General features: G+C 69.4%; 17 protein-coding genes. All 17 read right to left on the bottom strand.

Translation table 11 applies throughout. From position 1 onward, the window contains the following. On the bottom strand, positions 1 to 921 hold the full coding sequence (locus ACI2K6_RS03690; RefSeq protein ID WP_112613968.1) for an RluA family pseudouridine synthase: 921 nt from the start codon (positions 919 to 921) through the stop codon (positions 1 to 3). Position 922: 1 nt separating this feature from the next. Further along, entirely contained in the window at positions 923 to 1,501 is a 579-nt protein-coding gene (gene lspA / locus ACI2K6_RS03695; protein ID WP_404568102.1) for a signal peptidase II, read from the bottom strand. A 3-nt stretch (positions 1,502 to 1,504) separates the two neighbouring features. Continuing rightward, on the bottom strand, positions 1,505 to 2,083 hold the full coding sequence (locus ACI2K6_RS03700) for a DivIVA domain-containing protein (RefSeq protein ID WP_112613964.1): 579 nt from the start codon (positions 2,081 to 2,083) through the stop codon (positions 1,505 to 1,507). 121 nt (positions 2,084 to 2,204) lie between these two features. Beyond that, positions 2,205 to 2,507, bottom strand: a complete 303-nt coding sequence (locus tag ACI2K6_RS03705; RefSeq protein WP_112613962.1) for a YggT family protein — start codon at positions 2,505 to 2,507, stop codon at positions 2,205 to 2,207. Positions 2,508 to 2,513: 6 nt separating this feature from the next. Continuing rightward, positions 2,514 to 2,975, bottom strand: a complete 462-nt coding sequence (locus ACI2K6_RS03710) for a cell division protein SepF (RefSeq protein ID WP_112613960.1) — start codon at positions 2,973 to 2,975, stop codon at positions 2,514 to 2,516. 31 nt (positions 2,976 to 3,006) lie between these two features. After that, the gene (locus ACI2K6_RS03715; RefSeq protein WP_274177637.1) at positions 3,007 to 3,693 is read right to left on the bottom strand and encodes a YggS family pyridoxal phosphate-dependent enzyme; all 687 of its coding nucleotides are present in this window, start codon (positions 3,691 to 3,693) and stop codon (positions 3,007 to 3,009) included. A 12-nt stretch (positions 3,694 to 3,705) separates the two neighbouring features. Further along, on the bottom strand, positions 3,706 to 4,857 hold the full coding sequence (gene ftsZ / locus ACI2K6_RS03720; protein ID WP_112615065.1) for a cell division protein FtsZ: 1,152 nt from the start codon (positions 4,855 to 4,857) through the stop codon (positions 3,706 to 3,708). A gap of 194 nt (positions 4,858 to 5,051) precedes the next feature. Beyond that, positions 5,052 to 5,981, bottom strand: coding sequence for an FtsQ-type POTRA domain-containing protein (locus ACI2K6_RS03725; protein ID WP_274177636.1), 930 nt, complete (start codon positions 5,979 to 5,981; stop codon positions 5,052 to 5,054). A gap of 144 nt (positions 5,982 to 6,125) precedes the next feature. Further along, positions 6,126 to 7,526: a UDP-N-acetylmuramate--L-alanine ligase gene (murC, locus tag ACI2K6_RS03730; protein ID WP_404568103.1), complete on the bottom strand. Its 1,401-nt coding sequence runs from the start codon at positions 7,524 to 7,526 to the stop codon at positions 6,126 to 6,128. A 49-nt stretch (positions 7,527 to 7,575) separates the two neighbouring features. Further along, entirely contained in the window at positions 7,576 to 8,649 is a 1,074-nt protein-coding gene (locus tag ACI2K6_RS03735) for a UDP-N-acetylglucosamine--N-acetylmuramyl-(pentapeptide) pyrophosphoryl-undecaprenol N-acetylglucosamine transferase (protein WP_404568104.1), read from the bottom strand. A gap of 10 nt (positions 8,650 to 8,659) precedes the next feature. Continuing rightward, the gene (gene ftsW, locus ACI2K6_RS03740; protein ID WP_323987500.1) at positions 8,660 to 9,943 is read right to left on the bottom strand and encodes a putative lipid II flippase FtsW; all 1,284 of its coding nucleotides are present in this window, start codon (positions 9,941 to 9,943) and stop codon (positions 8,660 to 8,662) included. After that, on the bottom strand, positions 9,894 to 11,441 hold the full coding sequence (murD, locus tag ACI2K6_RS03745) for a UDP-N-acetylmuramoyl-L-alanine--D-glutamate ligase (protein ID WP_404568105.1): 1,548 nt from the start codon (positions 11,439 to 11,441) through the stop codon (positions 9,894 to 9,896). The genes ftsW and murD overlap by 50 nt, the downstream gene beginning before the upstream one ends. Then, positions 11,438 to 12,547 (bottom strand): phospho-N-acetylmuramoyl-pentapeptide-transferase, encoded by a 1,110-nt coding sequence (gene mraY, locus ACI2K6_RS03750; RefSeq protein ID WP_354450890.1) that lies wholly within the window; start codon positions 12,545 to 12,547, stop codon positions 11,438 to 11,440. Before mraY ends, murD begins: the two co-directional genes overlap by 4 nt. Beyond that, positions 12,544 to 13,956 carry a UDP-N-acetylmuramoyl-tripeptide--D-alanyl-D-alanine ligase gene (murF, locus tag ACI2K6_RS03755; protein ID WP_404568106.1) on the bottom strand — a complete coding sequence of 471 codons (1,413 nt, stop codon included), beginning with the start codon at positions 13,954 to 13,956 and terminating at the stop codon, positions 12,544 to 12,546. The genes mraY and murF overlap by 4 nt, the downstream gene beginning before the upstream one ends. Positions 13,957 to 13,984: 28 nt before the next feature. After that, positions 13,985 to 15,778: a penicillin-binding protein 2 gene (locus tag ACI2K6_RS03760; protein ID WP_354450894.1), complete on the bottom strand. Its 1,794-nt coding sequence runs from the start codon at positions 15,776 to 15,778 to the stop codon at positions 13,985 to 13,987. Positions 15,779 to 15,783: 5 nt separating this feature from the next. Then, positions 15,784 to 16,404: a hypothetical protein gene (locus ACI2K6_RS03765; RefSeq protein ID WP_112613940.1), complete on the bottom strand. Its 621-nt coding sequence runs from the start codon at positions 16,402 to 16,404 to the stop codon at positions 15,784 to 15,786. Further along, complete coding sequence (rsmH, locus tag ACI2K6_RS03770) at positions 16,401 to 17,360, bottom strand: 16S rRNA (cytosine(1402)-N(4))-methyltransferase RsmH (protein WP_274177631.1); 960 nt, start codon at positions 17,358 to 17,360, stop codon at positions 16,401 to 16,403. The genes ACI2K6_RS03765 and rsmH overlap by 4 nt, the downstream gene beginning before the upstream one ends. Between the last annotated feature and the right edge of the window lie 30 nt (positions 17,361 to 17,390).

Genomic DNA, 17,390 nt, shown 5'->3' on the forward strand with positions numbered 1-17,390 from the left:
TCAGTCGCCGCTGAGGATCTCGAGGGCGCGCGCGAGGTCGGGGGCGTAGGGCGACGTGAACGCCGACCACTCCCCCGTCACGGGGTGTTCGAATGCGAGGCGATGAGCGTGCAGCCATTGACGCGTCAACCCGAGCCGGGCGGACAGTGTCGGGTCGGCACCGTAGAGCGGGTCGCCGACGCACGGATGCCGGTGAGCGGCCATGTGCACGCGGATCTGATGGGTGCGACCGGTCTCCAGGTGGATCTCGAGCAGGGAGGCGCCGACGAACGCCTCCAGCGTCTCGTAGTGGGTGACCGAGTCCTTCCCCGTCGGAGTGACGGCGAACTTCCAGGAGTGCGACGGGTGACGGCCGATCGGGGCGTCGATCGTCCCCGAGAGCGGGTCGGGGTGACCCTGCACCACCGCGTGATAGATCTTCTCGACCTCACGCTCCTTGAATGCGCGCTTGAGGGCGACGTAGGCGGGTTCGCTCTTCGCGACGACCATGAGACCGCTCGTGCCGACATCCAGGCGGTGCACCACGCCCTGGCGCTCGGCCGCCCCGGTCGTCGCGATGCGATAGCCGGCAGCGGCCAGAGCGCCGAGCACGGTCGGGCCGTCCCAGCCGAGCGAGGGATGGGCGGCGACACCCGCCGGCTTGTCGACGACCACGATGTCGTCATCGTCGTGCACGATGCCGAGGTCGGGAACCGCGACTGGGACGATCTGAGCCTCTGCTCGCTCCTCCCAGAACACGTCGAGCCACGCTCCGGCGGCGAGCTTGTCGGACTTCCCGAGCGTGCGACCGTCGAGCGTCACACCACCCGCAGCCGCCACCTCCGCGGCGAAAGTCCGTGAGAACCCGAGCAGCTTGGCCAGCGCGGCGTCGACACGGACGCCGTCGAGCCCGTCGGGAACCGGGAGCGCGCGTTGCGGCATGTCAGCGTTCCGTATCCGCAGTGGCAGCGGCCCCGGCGGCCTCGTCCACGTTGCGGCGCTCGCGTGAGCCGTCGAAACGGACGCCGATCACGACCAGCACGGCGACGGAGATCATCATCGTGACGATGAACATGTCGGCGACGTTGTAGATCGCCGACGGGAACCACAGCCACATCCACGGGGTGTGGATGAAGTCGACGACGTGCCCGACGAGGAAGCCGGGTTCCCGGAGCAGGCGATCGGTGAGGTTCCCGAGGACGCCCCCGAGGAGCAATCCGAGGACGATGGCCCACGACCTCGTGCGCACGCTGCGGACCGTGAGCACGACCACGACGACCGCCACAGCCGCAAGTGCGAGCGTGAAGAGCCAGGTGACCCCCGTGCCGAGCGAGAACGCTGCGCCGGGGTTCTTCGTCAGATACAGCTGGAAGAAGTCGCCGAGGACCGGAACCTCACGCTGGTACGGCAGGTTCTCGAGCGCGAGATACTTTGTGAACTGGTCGGCGGCCAGTACCACTGCCGCGAGAATCGCGACGAGGGCACCGGCCGCCGGACCGTTCAGACGCTTGCGCGACGCCAAGGATTACGCGCCGGCCGAGACGCCGGTCGTGTCGAGGTCGCGGAGCTTGCTTTCGATGAAGCCGCGGAGCTGGCCGCGGTAGTCCTTCTCGAACTGCTGCAGCTCGGAGATACGACCTTCGAGCGACACGCGCTCGGCCTCGAGACGCGCCACCTCGTCGCGGCCGCGGGCCTCCGCCTCGGAGATGATCGACGCAGCCTGAGCCTGCGCGTCGGCGATGAGCTTGTCGCGCTGCGCCTTGCCCTCGGCCACGTGCTCATCGTGCAGGCGCTGGGCCAGCTCGATGATGCCGGCGGATGCGGCGGCGGGAGCCATGTCGGCGGCCGGGGCGGGCTGCTCGACGGCGGGAACCGGCGCGGGCACGTCCTCGACGACGGCGTCGTCGGCGGGAGCTGCAGCGGGCGTCTCACCCGACTCGTAGGCAGCGAGCTTCGCCTTGAGCTCGTCGTTCTCGGCGATCGTCTTGCGCCATTCCACGACGATCTCGTCGAGGAAGTCGTCGACCTCATCGGGGTCGAATCCTTCCTTGAAACGCACGTGCTGGAACTGCTTGGTGACGACGTCTTCAGGGGTCAAAGCCATGGTGTTGTCCTCTTTCAGGGCTCACGACGCGGGCCGGTCAGCCGGCACCCGCCGCAGCGGGCCGTACCCACCCAGCATAGTCCGACGCCTTCGCGGTCGCGACGATCCCGCCGCGACCGCCTCAGGAGAAGGCGATCACGCGGGTGATCGACAGCAGGATGAAGCACGCCAGCATGGTGAGCGGGAATGCCAGATCGATTGCGATGACGCCGAGTCGGATCGGAGGGATGACCCGGCGCAGTGTCTTGATCGGGGGGTCCGTGATCGTATAGACGACCTCGGCGAGCACGAGGGTGAAGCCCCGCGGGCGCCACTCCCGGTTGAACAGGGGGATGTACTCCAGGATCAGTCGGACGAACAGAACGAGGATGTACAGCAGCAGAGCGAAGTAGACGAGCGCGGCGATCAGCCGAACGACATCCACGTCAGGTCACTGCGCGAACGGCGCCGCCTCAGGCTCAGCCTGAGCCACAGCGCCGTCGCCGGAGACGGCGATGTTCTCGGGTGAGAGCAGGAACACCTTGCTCGTCACGCGCTCGATGCGGCCATACAGACCGAGGGAGAGTCCGCTCGCGAAATCGATGAGGCGCCGCGCGTCGGCGTCGCTCATCTGCGAGAGGTTGATGATGACCGGCACACCCTCGCGGAAGTTCTCGGCGATGACCTGCGCATCGCGATACTGCTTGGGGTGAACGGTCAGAATCTCGCTGACGGTTCCCGTGGTGGGCTGACGCACGACCGCCGGACGGTGCAGCGGAGTCACCGGCGCGGCCGGCTTCTCGACGGGCTTGTCACGGCGGGCCTGCTGCTGCTCGGCCTGCGGCTCTTCGTACATTTCTTCCTCATCTGCGAGGCCCAGGTAAACCATGGTCTTCTTCAGCGGGTTCGACATCGCATCCTCCGTTTGCTCGTCTGTTCCGAGGCTATCCGCGGTCCGGGCGCGGTCCCGTGATTGCCGATCCGATCCGCAGGTGTGTCGCACCGGCGGAGATCGCTTCGACGAAATCGCCGGTCATCCCGGCGGAGATCCAGGTCGCGTCGGACGCGACGGAGCGCAGGGCGACGGACGCCTGCGCGAGACGGGCGAAGGCCGCGGCCGGCTCCTCGCCGAGGGGAGCCACAGCCATCACACCGCGCATCCGGAGACTCGTGCAGTGCTCCGCCACGTGGGCGGCGAGGGCCTCGACACCGCTCGGCGCGACGCCACCGCGGCCCGGGTCGTCGGTCAGATTGACCTGCACCAGCACATCGAGCGGCGCCCCCTCGGGAGCCGCCACATGGAGCGCGTCGGCAATACGCGCGCGATCCACCGAGTGGACGACATCCGCTGCGGCTCGCACGGCACGGGCCTTGTTCGTCTGCGCCTGCCCGATGAAATGCCAGTGCATGCCCTCGAGGTCGGCGAGCTCATCGTGCTTGGCGGTGAGCTCCTGCTGTCGGTTCTCCCCCACGTCGCGCACGCCGAGGGCGTGCAGCTCAGTGATGAGCCCCGGAGGGTGGAACTTGGTCACCACGATTCGCGTCACCTCATCCGCGGCGCGACCCGACGCCCGCATCGCAGCTGCGATGCGGGCGTCGACGTCGGCGAGCCGTGCGGCAAGGTCCGGCATGGATCGTTCGGTCTACTTCAGGAAGTCGGGGATGTCGAGGTCATCGTCACCGAAGACCGAGTCGTACGACTCGCTCTTCGCCGAGACCGGCACCGTCTCCTTGGCCTCACGACGCTCGACCGGCTCGGATGCCGCGGCCTGCTCAGCCGGGATCTCGGGGACCACCGGAGGCGCCGACGGCCGGGCGGCGGCGATCGGCTCGATGCGAGCCTGGGGCTCGCCGCCGTCGAAGCCCGCGGCGATGACGGTCACGCGAACCTCGTCGCCGAGGGTGTCGTCGATGACCGTACCGAAGATGATGTTGGCCTCGGGGTGCGCCGCCTCCTTGACGAGCTGCGCCGCGTCGTTGATCTCGAAGATGCCGAGGTTCGATCCACCCTGGATCGACAGCAGGACGCCGTGGGCGCCTTCGATCGAGGCTTCGAGCAGCGGCGACTCGACAGCCAGCTCGGCCGCCTTGATGGCGCGGTCGGCGCCACGAGCGGAGCCGATGCCCATGAGAGCCGAACCGGCGCCCTGCATGACCGACTTCACGTCGGCGAAGTCGAGGTTGATGAGGCCGGGCGTCGTGATGAGGTCGGTGATGCCCTGGACACCGGCGAGGAGCACCTGGTCGGCGGTCGCGAAAGCCTCGACCATCGAGATGCCACGATCGCTGATCTCGAGCAGGCGGTCGTTCGGGACGACGATGAGGGTGTCGACCTCTTCCTTCAGCTTCGACACACCGGCCTCGGCCTGGCTCTGGCGACGACGACCCTCGAACGAGAAGGGCTTGGTGACGACACCGATCGTGAGCGCCCCGATCGACTTGGCGATCCGCGCCACGACAGGAGCACCGCCGGTACCGGTTCCGCCGCCCTCACCGGCGGTGACGAAGACCATGTCGGCACCTGCGAGCGCCTCCTCGATCTCCTCGGCGTGATCCTCTGCGGCGCGGCGACCCACCTCGGGGTCGGCGCCGGCACCGAGGCCTCGCGTCAGTTCGCGGCCGACGTCGAGCTTGACGTCCGCGTCGCTCATGAGGAGCGCCTGCGCGTCGGTGTTCACCGCGATGAACTCGACACCCCGCAGCCCCAGCTCGATCATCCGGTTGACGGCATTGACGCCGCCACCGCCCACACCGACGACCTTGATCACCGCGAGGTAGTTCTGGTTCTGGCTCATGCCGGCCTCCATCTCGTCCCGAACCCTGCTCGTAAACCTTCAACCTCACGTAGAGGTTTAAAGAATTGCCGGGTATGCAATTCCTGAGTTGAAGCTACGCACTCAGGGACTCACCCGCCGGACGTGCGCGGCGTGTCGCGACATCCCGTGTTGCGCGTTTCTCGGAGCAGCGGAAAAGGGGCAGGATCGACGCCTCAGCGGACGACTGCCGCCTGCGGCGACGACACGTCGTAGCCGGAGGCATCCGGTCGAGCCGCCATGAGCGCTTCGAGCGCCTGGACCTTCTTGGCCGAGTCGCTCGCCCCGCCCCAGACCACCGAGCGGCCGTCGGTGAGCGTGAGCGTCACGTCGTTCGGCGTCGTCGCGGACAGCACCGTGACCTGGGTCCGCAGGGACTCCGGCAGCGAGCGGAAGACCTGCCCCGCGGCGGCGAAGGTGCTCGACGACAGGCCTCCCTCGACCTCGAGGAGCGGCTGGCCGGACGGCGGTTCCGGGGTGGTCGACAGCGCGACGCCCGCGGCATCGACCAGCGTGTAACCGGCCTCGCCCTGCACGGCGCCGACCGGTGTCCGCTCGACGATGCGAACCACGAGCTCGTGCGGCGGACGCGCTTCGAGGCTGTACGACTCGACCAGCGGGAAGGAGACGAGTGCTGCCTTCACAGCGCTCTCGTCGACGAGGGGCATCGGCGTCCCGATCTGACCCTCGAGCGCTGTCTCGACCGCGCCGGCGTCGAGTTGCGAGGTTCCCACGATCGTGACGCGTTCGACCGCGAACAAGGGGCTGTAGGCGGCACCGATAGACCCGAGCACGAGAGCCGCCAGAACGCCGGCGGAGATCAGCCAGATACGTCTGCGCCGACGCTGACGTGCCGTGAAGCGCCGCACCTCGCGACGCAGCGCCCGCCGCCTCGCACGCGCCGCGCCCCACAGATCGCGCGCCGTGAGCGGCCGGTCGGGCTCGCCGACATCCGAGACGTCGGATGCGGGCGGCGCCGCCGACTCTCCGCGGGCGGGCGGATCGAACGGGATGATCGGCGCTATCCCGTAGTCGCGGCCGCGCTGGTGCCACAGCTCCTCGACGGGCTGGGTCTCGGTGGCGTCCGGCGAGACGCTTTCCGCCACGCCCGCACCCCGCTCATCGGCGTCGCGCCGCGGTGGGTCCACCCGCCGCGGAGCCGACGTGGGACGGTCGTCCGGCGCACTGGCGCCGTCCTGCCCGCCGCGCGGCCGCGGGGACGGTGGCAGCGGACTCGGGCGACGCACCGGCTACCCCTCCGCCCGGGCGAGCGACTCGAGCACCTGCGGGATGATCAGGTTGACGTTGCCGCAACCGAGGGTGACGATGAAGTCGCCCTCGCGCGCGACGCCCGCCGCGTAGTCGGCGGCCTCCTGCCAATCGGCGACGAAGTGCACGTGCCCGGGGTCGGTGAACGCGCCGCTGACCAACTCGCCCGTCACTCCCGGCACCGGATCTTCGCGCGCTCCGTACACATCCAGGACGACCGTGTGGTCGGCATGGGTCTCGAGCACGTCGGCGAACTCGCGGAACATCTCCTGCGTGCGCGAGTACGTGTGCGGCTGATGCAGGGCGATGATCCGCCCGCCGCCCACGACGGTCCGCGCTGCGGAGAGCGCCGCAGCCACCTCGGTCGGGTGGTGCGCATAGTCGTCGTAGACGCTGACGCCCCGGGTGACGCCGTGGAGCTCGAACCGTCGGGCCGTGCCGCCGAATCCTTCCACCGCTCGGAGGGCGCGCTCGAGCTCGTAACCGAGGGCGACGAGCACGGCGACGGCGCCCGCCGCGTTGATCGCGTTGTGGGCGCCCGGCACCGAGAGCCGGCCGTGGGCCGTCTCTCCCCCGGCGGTGAGCGAGAACGACACCGGCCCGTCCGTCACGATGTCGGAGACGCGGACGTCGGCGTCGGCGGCCTCACCGAAGGTGACGACGCGGCGGTGGCTGAGGGCGGCCGCGACGCGTGCTGCACCCGGGTCGTCGGCGGAGATGACGACGGCCTCGCGCGCGCCATCCGCGAAGCGGACGAAGCCGTCGTAGAACGACTCTCGGGTCTGCCAGTGATCGAGGTGATCCGGATCGACGTTCGTGATGAGGGCGATGGAGGTGTCGTAGAGAAGGAAGGTGCCGTCGGACTCGTCGGCTTCGATGACGAATACATCGTCGTCTCCCGTCGCGCTCGAGACACCCAGGTCGGCGATGACACCGCCGTTCACGAAGGTCGGCCGCGTCCCGAGACCACGGAGCGCCGTGACGATCATGCCCGTGGAGGTCGTCTTGCCGTGCGCACCCGCCACCGACACGAGTCGGCGGCCGCCGACGAGCCAGTGCAGGGCCTGCGAGCGGTGGATGACGTGCAGGCCGCGCTCCTTGGCGAGGAGGAACTCGGGGTTCTCGGGCCAGATCGCCCCGGTGTGGACGACCGTGTCGGCGTCATCGGGAAGATGCGCCGCGTCGTGTCCGATGTGGACGTCGGCGCCGCGGGCGGCCAGCGCGCGCATCGCAGGGCTGTCGGCCCGGTCGGATCCCGAGACGCGGATGCCGCGGTCGAGGAACATCCCGGCGAGGCCGGACATGCCCGATCCACCGATGCCGATGAAGTGCGCGGCGGTGATGTCGGCGGGGATCGGGAGGCTCAAGTCGGGTCTGATCATGACCCGTCAAGTCTAGGTCGCCCGGCTGACAGCACCGCCCGCCACGCCCTCAGCGTCGCTGCGCGGCATCCAGGAGGGCCACCACGTTCGCCGCCCCCTCGCGTGTGCCGACGGCGCCGGCTGCGCGCCGCATCCGCTCCAGTTCGTCGCCATCGCTCAGCAGGGGCACGACCTCGGAGCGAACGCGCTCGGGCGTGAAGTCGGCGTCGTCGATGATGCGCGCGGCTCCGGCGCGGACGGCTCCCGCGGCGTTCAGCGCCTGCTCGCCGTTTCCCACCGCGTAGGGCACGTAGACGGCGGGGATGCCGAGCGCGCTGACCTCGCTCACCGTCGCCGCCCCTGAGCGCGAGACGACGACGTCGGCGAGGGCGAACGCCAGGTCCATTCGATCGAGATAGGGCACGACCCGGTAGTCCGGCGACGCGGCCTCGGAGACCTCGTTGCGCTCGCCCGACGCGTGCAGCACCTGCCAGCCGGCATCGACGATGTCTCGCCACGAGCCCGCGAGCGCCTCGTTCAGCCGACGAGCGCCCAGCGAGCCTCCGAAGACCAGCACGACGGGGCGCGCGGGGTCGAGACCGAAGGCCGCCGCAGCCTCGGCACGACGCGTCGCCCGGTCGAGGTCGACGATCTCGCGGCGAAGCGGCATTCCGACCACCTGCGCACCGCGCAGCGGGGTGCCGTCGAACACGATGCCCGTCGCGGCCGCGCGTCGGGCGCCGAGCACGTTCGCGAGCCCGGGACGGGCGTTCGCCTCGTGGACGACGTAGGGCACGCCCTCGCGGCGCGCCGCGACGTAGGCCGGAGCGGCGGCGTAGCCACCGAAACCGGCGACGACGTCGACTCCTCGCTCGCGGATATATGTGCGCACCTGCGAGACCGCACGCAGCCAACGGGCCGGGAAACGGATCGCGGCACCGTTCGGACGCCGGGGGAAGGGCACCTTGTCGACGATCAGCAGTTCGTAGCCCCGTTCGGGGACCAGCCGGGACTCGAGCCCCTCGCGGGTTCCGAGTACCAGAACCGTGTCGTCGGGTCGTCGGTCGCGCAGGGCATCGGCCACGGCGAGAAGCGGATTGACATGGCCCGCCGTGCCGCCGCCTGCCAGAAGGTAGGTCGTCACTGCACCGAGCCTACCGGCGGGCCGAGCGTGCCTCGGCGCCCGCGGGACGCACCGGTCGCGCCCCCGAGGCGACCTCGAGCGCCGGAGCGCGAACGGGCAGCGTCCGCGCGAACGAGAGCAGAACCCCGGTCGCCAGCAGACCCGACACGAGAGAGGTCCCGCCCTGCGACATGAAGGGCAGCGGCACGCCCAGGACCGGGAAGATGCGCAGCACGACGCCGATGTTCACGAGCGCCTGACCCACGATCCAGATCGTGATGCCGCCCGAGACGATCCGCACGAACGGATCGTGGGTCTTGCGCACGATGTGGAAAGCCCCGACGGCGTAGAGCGCGAAGAGAGCGAGGACGACGGCGCAGCCGATGAGGCCGAGCTCCTCCCCCACGATCGCGAAGATGTAGTCATTCGCGGCGGCGGGCAGCCACTGGTACTTCTCGCGCGAGTTGCCGAGCCCCAGACCGAAGATGCCGCCGCTCGCGAGCGCCCAGATCCCGTGGAGGGGCTGGTAGCACGAACCCGCATCGGCGAAGTAGCAGTCGGTCGAGTCGACGTTGAGGAAGCTCATGATGCGCGCCATGCGGTTCGGGCTCGTGACCGCGAACACCGCAGCAGCAGCCACGACCAGGATCAACGGGATCACGAAGAGCCGAAGCTTGACGCCGGAGAAGAAGAGGCAGCCGAGGAGGATCGCCATGAGGATCATCGCCGTGCCCAGATCGTGACCGCCCATGACGGTGCCGATCACCAGAGCGCCGACGGGAACGACCGGGATGAACACGTGCTGCCACTTCGACAGGAGCGTCTGCTTCCGGTAGAGCACGAAGCCCAACCACACGGCGAGGGCGAGTTTGAGGAACTCCGACGGCTGCGCCTGGAACCCGAAGACCGAGATCCAGTTGGTGTTTCCATCGTTGCGGACGCCGAGGCCGGGCACGAAGACGAGCAGCTGCAGAAGGATGCCGGCGACGAGGGCCGGCCACGCGATGCGTTTCCAGAACCGCAGCGGCATCCGGCTCGCGATGAACATCAGCGGGATGCCGAGCAGCGCGAACACCGCTTGCTTCAGCACCGTCTCGAAGGGGCTCGCGTTGGCCGTCGCCATCGTCGCCGACAGCACCATCACGAGGCCGAAGCCGGTCAGGATGAGGGCGGTCGAGGCGAGCAGCAGGAATTCGCTGGGCACCGGCGCGAACACGCGCCCGAGCGACACACGCGCCGCGAAGCCGCTCCGCGTCTGACCGTCGTCAGCGAGCTTCTTCGGCGGGGGCGTCGGGCGGCTCGGCGTCGTGGTCACCGTCTCCCCTTCCGATCCGTTCGCGCACGGCCTCCGCGAAGCGACGACCGCGGTCTGCGTAGGAGGCGAACTGATCGAACGACGCCGCAGCGGGTGCGAGGAGCACGACATCCCCGTCACCGGCGACGCCGGCCGCCAGTTCGACGACCCGTGCCATGACATCCTCAGTCTGAGTCGCCTCGACCTCGATCACCGGAACCGCGGGGGCGTGTCGCGCGAACGCGGCGAGCACGGCGGTGCGGTCCTCGCCGATGACGATGGCCGCTTTGGTCGCCGCACCTCGTCCCGCGACGAGTTCGGAGATGTCGACGCCCTTGAGGAGCCCGCCCACGACCCAGATCGCGCCCGGGAAGGCGGCGAGCGACGAGGCCGCCGCGTGCGGGTTGGTCGCCTTCGAGTCATCCACCCAGGTCACGCCCGACACGCGAGCGACCACTTCGATCCGGTGCGGGTCGAGGCGGAACGCCAGCACCGCCTCGCGGATGGCGGCGGGCTCGACATCGAGCGAGCGAGCGAGGGCCGCCGCGGCGAGAATGTTCGCGACGATGTGAGGAGCCGCGAGGCCGCGCGCCGCGAGCTCGACGACCGTCGTCAGTTCGAGAGCCGACGAACGCCGGTCCTCATGGAAGGCGCGATCGACGAGGATGCCGTCGACGACCCCGAGATCGCTCGGGCCCGGAACCCCCAGGTCGAACCCGATGGCGCGGCAGCCCTCGACGACCTCGGCCTCCTCGACCATTTCGCGGGTGGCTGCATCCGACTTGTTGTAGACGCACGCGACGCGGGTGTTCTCGTACACGACGGCCTTCGCGTCGCGGTACGCCTCGAATGAACCATGCCACTCGAGGTGATCGTCCGCGAGGTTCAAGCACACGCTCGCGTGAGGCGAAAGCCGGTCGGGGCCCTCGGCCAGGCCGAGGTACCAGAGCTGATGGCTCGACACCTCGACGACGAGGACGTCGAAACCACCCGGATCGCGGACGGCGTCGAGTACCGGGACGCCGATGTTGCCGCACGGGGCGGCCCGCAGCCCGCCGGCGGCGAGCATGGCCGCGCTGAGCTGCGTCGTGGTCGTCTTGCCGTTCGTGCCCGTGATGAGCACCCAGTCAGCCGGGCTGCCGTCAGGACGGACGACCTTGTCGCGCACGCGCCACCCGAGCTCGATGTCGCCCCAGACGGCGATCCCGTTCTCGCGTGCCCAGCGGATCACCGGGTGGTGCGGGGGGAACCCGGGGGATGCGATCACGACCTCCGGCGCGTGCGCGACGACCGTCTCCGGCACGCTCTGCAAGGAGCCGTCATGGAGCGAGACGCCGATGACGGGCAGAAGCCGCGCGTACTCGGCATCCGCGCCCTCGGTGGCAACCAGCACATCGGCGCCGAGCTCGGCGAGGGTGTCAGCGACGGAGAAGCCGGTGACCGACAGCCCGAGGACGACGACGCGGAGTCCGCGCCAGTCAGCGTGCCAGCTCGTGAGGCTGTCCAGACGGGCGGTCATACCGCTGCCAGCCATGCGACGTAGAAGAGACCGACGCCGCCGACCGCCAGCATTCCGGCGATGATCCACATCCGGACGACGATCGTCACCTCGGGCCACCCCCGCATCTCGAGGTGGTGGTGGAACGGGCTCATGAGGAACAGGCGCTTACCGCCGGTGGCCTTGAAGTAGTAGCGCTGGAGGATCACCGAGCCGGGCGCGATGATGAACACGCCGGCGATGATGACCGCGAGCAGCTCGGTGCGCGAGAGCACGGCCATAGCGACGATGACCCCGCCGATCGCCATCGATCCGACGTCACCCATGAAGATCTTGGCCTTGGGCGCGTTCCACCAGAGGAACCCGACGAGCGCGCCGACGAAGGATGCCGAGATGATGGTGAGATCCATCGGGTCGTTGGTCGTGTAGCAGGCGGACTCGTACGCCGGCACGAGAGCACCGCTCGCGCAGCGCTGCTGGAACTGCCAGAAGGTGACGAGGCTGTAGGCCGACACGGTGAAGATGCCCGCGCCGGTCGCGAGCCCGTCGAGTCCATCGGTCAGGTTCGTCGCGTTCGACCAGGCCACCGCCTGGAACGAGATCCACGCGAGGTAGAGAAGCCAGCCGGCGACACCGCCGAGCGCCATGAACGACAACCAGTCGATGTCGCGGAACAGCGAGATGAAGGGGCGCCCGACCGGCTCGCCGCCGTCGTTGGGCACGAGCAGGGCGAGGATGCCGAAAGAGACTGCCACGATCACCTGGCCGGCGACCTTGCGCCATCCGGACAGCCCCAGGCTGCGCTGCGAGCGCACCTTCATGTAGTCGTCGATGAACCCGACGATCCCCAGCCCGACCATCATCCAGATGACCAGGAGACCCGACATCGATGGCGGCGCCCCGCCGGTCAGCGTCCCCACGAGGTAGCCGACGATCGTGCCGCAGATGAAGATGATTCCGCCCATCGTGGGCGTTCCACGCTTGGCGTGGTGACTCGGGTTCGTCGCGTCGTCCGGCGTGCGGATGACCTGGCCCCAGCCGAGCTTCTCGAAGATCCGGATGAACAGGGGCGTCAGGAAGAGTGTGAACGCGAGCGAGATCGTCGCGGCCGTCAGCAGAGATCTCACGAGAAGAATTCTCCCAGACGATCACCGAGGTGCCGCAGCCCCGCGGAGTTCGACGACTTCACCAGCACGCGATCGCCCGCCCGCAGCTCCTCGATGAGGTAGTCGTACGCGGCATCGGCGTCGGCGAAGAACACCGCCTCGCCGTCCCACGACCCCTCGCCGATCGCAGCGAGGTACAGGCGTCGCGCCTCGGCGCCGACGACCACGATCCGCTCGATGCGGAGGCGGACGGCCTGGAGGCCGACGCGATCATGCTCGTCACCGGCGAACTCACCGAGCTCGCTCATCGCACCGAGCACGGCCACCTTGCGCTCGCCGGGCTGCGTGATCTGCGCGAGAGTGCGCAGAGCTGCGGCCATCGAGTCGGGGCTCGCGTTGTAGGCGTCGTTGATGATGCGCACGGACTCCGACCCGAGCGGCTGCATCCGCCAGCGCTCTGCGAGCTCGACCGTCTCGAGCCGCGCGATGGCGTCTTCGAGCGCGACCCCGAGCTCGAGAGCCGCGGTGATCGCGGCCAACGCGTTCATGACGTGATGCTCGCCGAGGACCCGCAACCGCAACGGCATCCGCTGGTCGCCGACCACGACGACGCACGAGGTCCCCGATGCATCCACCTCGACGTCGTCCGCACGCACCTCTGCCGCGGCGCCCCGCCCGAACCAGCGGACGCGGACGTCGCGAGCCTCCGCGACCGCAGCCATCGTCGCGACGCGCGCGTCGTCGGCGTTGAGGACGGCCACGCCGCCGGAACGGACCGCCTCGACCAGCTCGGTCTTCGCCTTCAGCGTCGCCTCGACGCCGCCGAACCCGCCCGCGTGCGCCATGCCGACCATGAGGACCACTCCGACGTCGGGGGTCACGAGACCGGCCAGACGTGCGATCTGACCCGAGCCGTCCGCACCGAACTCGCTGACGAGGAAACGCGTGTCGTCAGCGACACGAAGCATGGTCAACGGCGCACCGACGGCGTTGTTGAACGACGCCCGCGGCGCGACCGTCGGCCCCTCCCCCTCGAGGATGCGCGCGAGGAGGTTCTTCGTCGTGGTCTTGCCGTTGGAGCCGGTGATCCCCACGACGCGGAGATCACCCGTCGCGCGCACGCGTCCGACGACCTCGCGAGCGAGGTCAGCCAGCGCCGTCACGGCGTCGGCGACGACGATCTGCGTGATCTCGGCGTCGACGAGGTGCTCGACGACCGCCAGCGCGGCTCCGGCCTCGGCGGCCGCCGGCACGAAGAGGTGCCCGTCGGTCGCCTCGCCCGGCTTGGCCACGAAGACGTCGCCCGGACCGATGTTCCGCGAGTCCGTGTCGACCATCCCTTCGACCCGGGTGTCGGGAGCGTCGCTCCCGGCGAGGTGGAGGGTGCCGGAGAGCACTCGAGCGATGTCGGACAACGGAAGGGAGATCATGTTCAATCCTCGGACGCGCTGATGCGCATCACTGGGTCACGGGGAGCAGTGGCGTCTGCGAGTCGGACGGCATGATCCGGTAGTGCTTGAGCACCTGGGTCATCGCCTTCTGGAACGCCGGCCGGTTCGCTGCCGAAAGGCGCAGGGTCTTCGGCTCGTCGAATGCCGTCAGGACAACATACTTCGGATCGTCGGCGGGTGCGTAGCCGACCAGCGACGTGTAGTACAGGTTGTCCTTGTACGCGCCGGTGTTCGGATCGACCTTCTGAGCGGTTCCCGTCTTGCCCGCCATACGGTACCCGGGGATCGCGATGTCGTCCGCGAGGGTCCCCTGAGCGAAGACGTTCTCGAGCATCTCGCTCACCTGGCTGGCGGTGCTCTCCTTGATCACGCGCACCGGCTCGGGAAGATCCGGCTCGGTCACTGTTCCGTCCGACGCCGTGCAGGACTCGACGAGGCTCAGCGGCTCGCGCACACCGCCGTTGGCGATCGTCTGATACACGGATGCCACCTGCGGCGCCGTCACGGTGAAGGCCTGGCCGAAGGTCGTCGTGTAGTAGGTCTGGTTGTCCCACTGGTCGGTCGGGATGTACGTGCCCTTGGGTTCACCCGACCAGTTGAGCGCGGTGCCCTCTCCGACACCGAACTTCTTGAGGTACTCCAGCCGGGTCTCGGGGTCGACCTGCGAACCGAACTGCGACAGGGCGACGTTGGACGACGTGACGAGCCCTCCCGTGAGCGTCAGGTTCTGGGCCTCGTGGTGCTCCGAGTCGTTGACGACGGCTCCGTTGGGGAATTCCATCCGATCGGGTGACCATGCGGTCGAGAGCGGGGTCAGCCCCGCCGCTTCGATGGCGGTCGCGGCCGTCACCGGCTTGAAGGTCGATCCCGGCTCGTACGAGTCGCGGAAGAGGCGGCTGCCCCGGTCCGCGGGATCGGATGCCGCGATGTCATTGAGGTCGACGCTGGGGTACTCGGCAGCGGCGCGGATCTTCCCCGTGGCGACCTCGACCACGAGGATCGAGCCGCTCTCGGCGCCGAGGTTCTGCGTCTGCTCGGCGATGAGCTGCTGCATGTACCACTGCAGGTCGCGGTCGATCGTGAGACGGAGCGTCCCGCCGTTCACCGGGGCGGGGTCTTCGATCTCCGTCCCGGGGATGACGACGCCGTCGAGGCTGCGCATGTAGCGGACCTTGCCGTCGCTGCTCTGCAGGCACGAGTTCTGCAGAGCCTCCATGCCCTCGAGCGGCGCTTCGTCCGAGCCGACGAAACCGATGACGTTGCCCGCCACCGCCCCGTCGGGGTAGGTCCGGTGGGGGTGGGGGTCGAACCCGACGAACGGGAGCTTCAGATCGGCGAGAGCGCGGTACTGGGCCGTCGAGATCCCCCGCTCGAGGTACGCGAATCGCGACTCCGGGTCGGCGGCGACGGCCGTCGTGACGATGCCCTCGACCTCGGCGGCATCCTGCCCGGTCACGGCGGCGATCTCGGCGGCCAGCTCGGGCCAGGTGACCGTGACCGTCTGACCGTCGTCGTTCTTGCGCTTGATCCCCTCGATCGCCAGCTTCGGGTCGATCTTCGCGTCGTAGACGGAGGTCGTCGTGGCGAGGGTCGCGCCGTTGGTGTCGGTGATGTCGCCGCGCGTCCCGAACAGGTCGGTCCCGGCCTCCATCGCGAGGTTGCGGGCGTCGGCCTCGTGCTCCTCGGCGTTGACGACCTGGATGTCGACGAGCCGGACGATGAACGCGACGAGGACGGTGAGGACGACGAGGAGTGCGACGACCGTACGGCGGCGCGGACTGCGGGTGGCTCGTGTCGTCATGTGTCTCAGTGTGTGGTCGGGGCGGGCAATCCGTCGGCGATGGGCGGGGGTGTCGCTCGATCGGCACCGACCAGCTCGTCGGTGCTCGTGCCGGTCTCGAGGCTGGCAGCGGGATCGGTGACCAGCGGGACGCCGGCGACGAGCGAATTGGCGACGGCGGCGCGGCCGAGGGCGTCGACGTTCGAGTGCGCGCCCGCGGCGCTGGCGGATCCGAGCACGGCGCCGTCGCTGAGTCGCAGATAGTTCGGAGACTCGGCGATCACCATGCCCAGGGCGGTCGCATTGGCCGCGAGGTACTGAGGTGAGGCGAGTCCCGCGAGATCATCCTCGATGATCTGCTTCTGCCAGGTGAGCTGCCGCTGCTGCTGCGAGAGCGAGGAGATCTCATACGAGGTCTGGGTCGTGAGGATCGACAACCCCATCTGCACCGCCCCGATGAGCACCGCGCCCGACACGGCGATGACGCCGTAGAGCATGCGCGGGCGACGCCGACGGGAAGCGCCGGCGACGAGGCGCAGATCGCGCTGACGCTCCCGCTCCCCCTCGCGCGGCAGGCGACCGGGAACGCTCGCGAAGAAGTCGTCGCCGAGCGGCGATGGGATGCGGGCGGTGTTGTCGGCAGTCACGAGGCCTCCCTCATCCGTTCCGCCGCACGCAGCCGGACCGGCGTCGCGCGGGGATTGCGTTCACGTTCTTCCTCGGACGCCAGTTCCGCGCCGCGGACCAGCAGCCGGAACCGCGGCGCATGCTCGGGGAGCTCGACGGGCAGGCCGCTGGGGGCAGTCGATGACGACGCCTCGGCGAGCACGCGCTTGACCGCGCGGTCTTCGAGCGACTGGTACGACATCACGACGATGCGTCCACCGAGGGCCAGCGCGTCGAGCGCCGCCGGCAGCGCGCGCTCGAGCACGGCGAGCTCGGCATTGACCTCGATGCGCAGGGCCTGGAACACGCGCTTCGCGGGGTGCCCGGAACGGTCGCGCTGCACGGCGACCGGGGTCGCGGCGATGAGGACGTCGACGAGCTGACCTGATCGTGTCAGCGGCGCCCGGCCCCGCGCCTCGATGATGGCCCGCGCATACCGCCCTGCCAGCTTCTCCTCGCCGTAGCGCTCGAAGATGCGCCGCAGGTTGCCCTCGCTGTAGGTCGCGAGGATCTCTGCCGCGGTCGTGCCCGCAGTCTGATCCATACGCATGTCTAGAGGAGCATCCTGGGCGTAGGCGAACCCTCGCTCTGCCTCATCGAGCTGGAGGGACGAGACACCCAGATCGAACAGGATGCCGTCCACGCGCCGGATGCCGAGCGAATCGAGGGCCTCGCGGATGCCGTCGTAGACGGTGTGGACGAGGTCGACGCGGTCTCCGAACCGGGCGAGGCGCTCTCCCGCGATGCGCAGGGCGTCGGTGTCACGGTCGAGCCCGACGAGCCGAACGCCGGGGAACCTCTCGAGAAGCGCTTCTGAGTGACCGCCCATGCCTTCGGTCGCGTCGACGACGACGGCGCCCTCGCGGTCGAGCGCGGGCGAGAGCAGCTCGACGCAGCGGTCGAGCAGGACGGGGGTGTGGATGTCGTCGTTCGTCATGGTCGTGGCGGGACGGGTCCCGGAGCCCTG

Source organism: Microbacterium sp. NPDC006705 (assembly GCF_044903545.1).
Taxonomy (GTDB): domain Bacteria; phylum Actinomycetota; class Actinomycetes; order Actinomycetales; family Microbacteriaceae; genus Microbacterium; species Microbacterium plantarum.

Coding starts and splice junctions, on each gene's coding strand:
- ACI2K6_RS03760 (WP_354450894.1), bottom strand. CDS start 15,778: ATGACGACACGAGCCACCCGCAGTCCGCGCCGCCGTACGGTCGTCGCA.
- ftsZ (WP_112615065.1), bottom strand. CDS start 4,857: ATGAGCCAGAACCAGAACTACCTCGCGGTGATCAAGGTCGTCGGTGTG.
- rsmH (WP_274177631.1), bottom strand. CDS start 17,360: ATGACGAACGACGACATCCACACCCCCGTCCTGCTCGACCGCTGCGTC.
- murD (WP_404568105.1), bottom strand. CDS start 11,441: ATGACCGCCCGTCTGGACAGCCTCACGAGCTGGCACGCTGACTGGCGC.
- ACI2K6_RS03690 (WP_112613968.1), bottom strand. CDS start 921: ATGCCGCAACGCGCGCTCCCGGTTCCCGACGGGCTCGACGGCGTCCGT.
- murF (WP_404568106.1), bottom strand. CDS start 13,956: ATGATCTCCCTTCCGTTGTCCGACATCGCTCGAGTGCTCTCCGGCACC.
- ACI2K6_RS03715 (WP_274177637.1), bottom strand. CDS start 3,693: ATGCCGGACCTTGCCGCACGGCTCGCCGACGTCGACGCCCGCATCGCA.
- murC (WP_404568103.1), bottom strand. CDS start 7,526: ATGATCAGACCCGACTTGAGCCTCCCGATCCCCGCCGACATCACCGCC.
- ACI2K6_RS03710 (WP_112613960.1), bottom strand. CDS start 2,975: ATGTCGAACCCGCTGAAGAAGACCATGGTTTACCTGGGCCTCGCAGAT.
- ACI2K6_RS03700 (WP_112613964.1), bottom strand. CDS start 2,083: ATGGCTTTGACCCCTGAAGACGTCGTCACCAAGCAGTTCCAGCACGTG.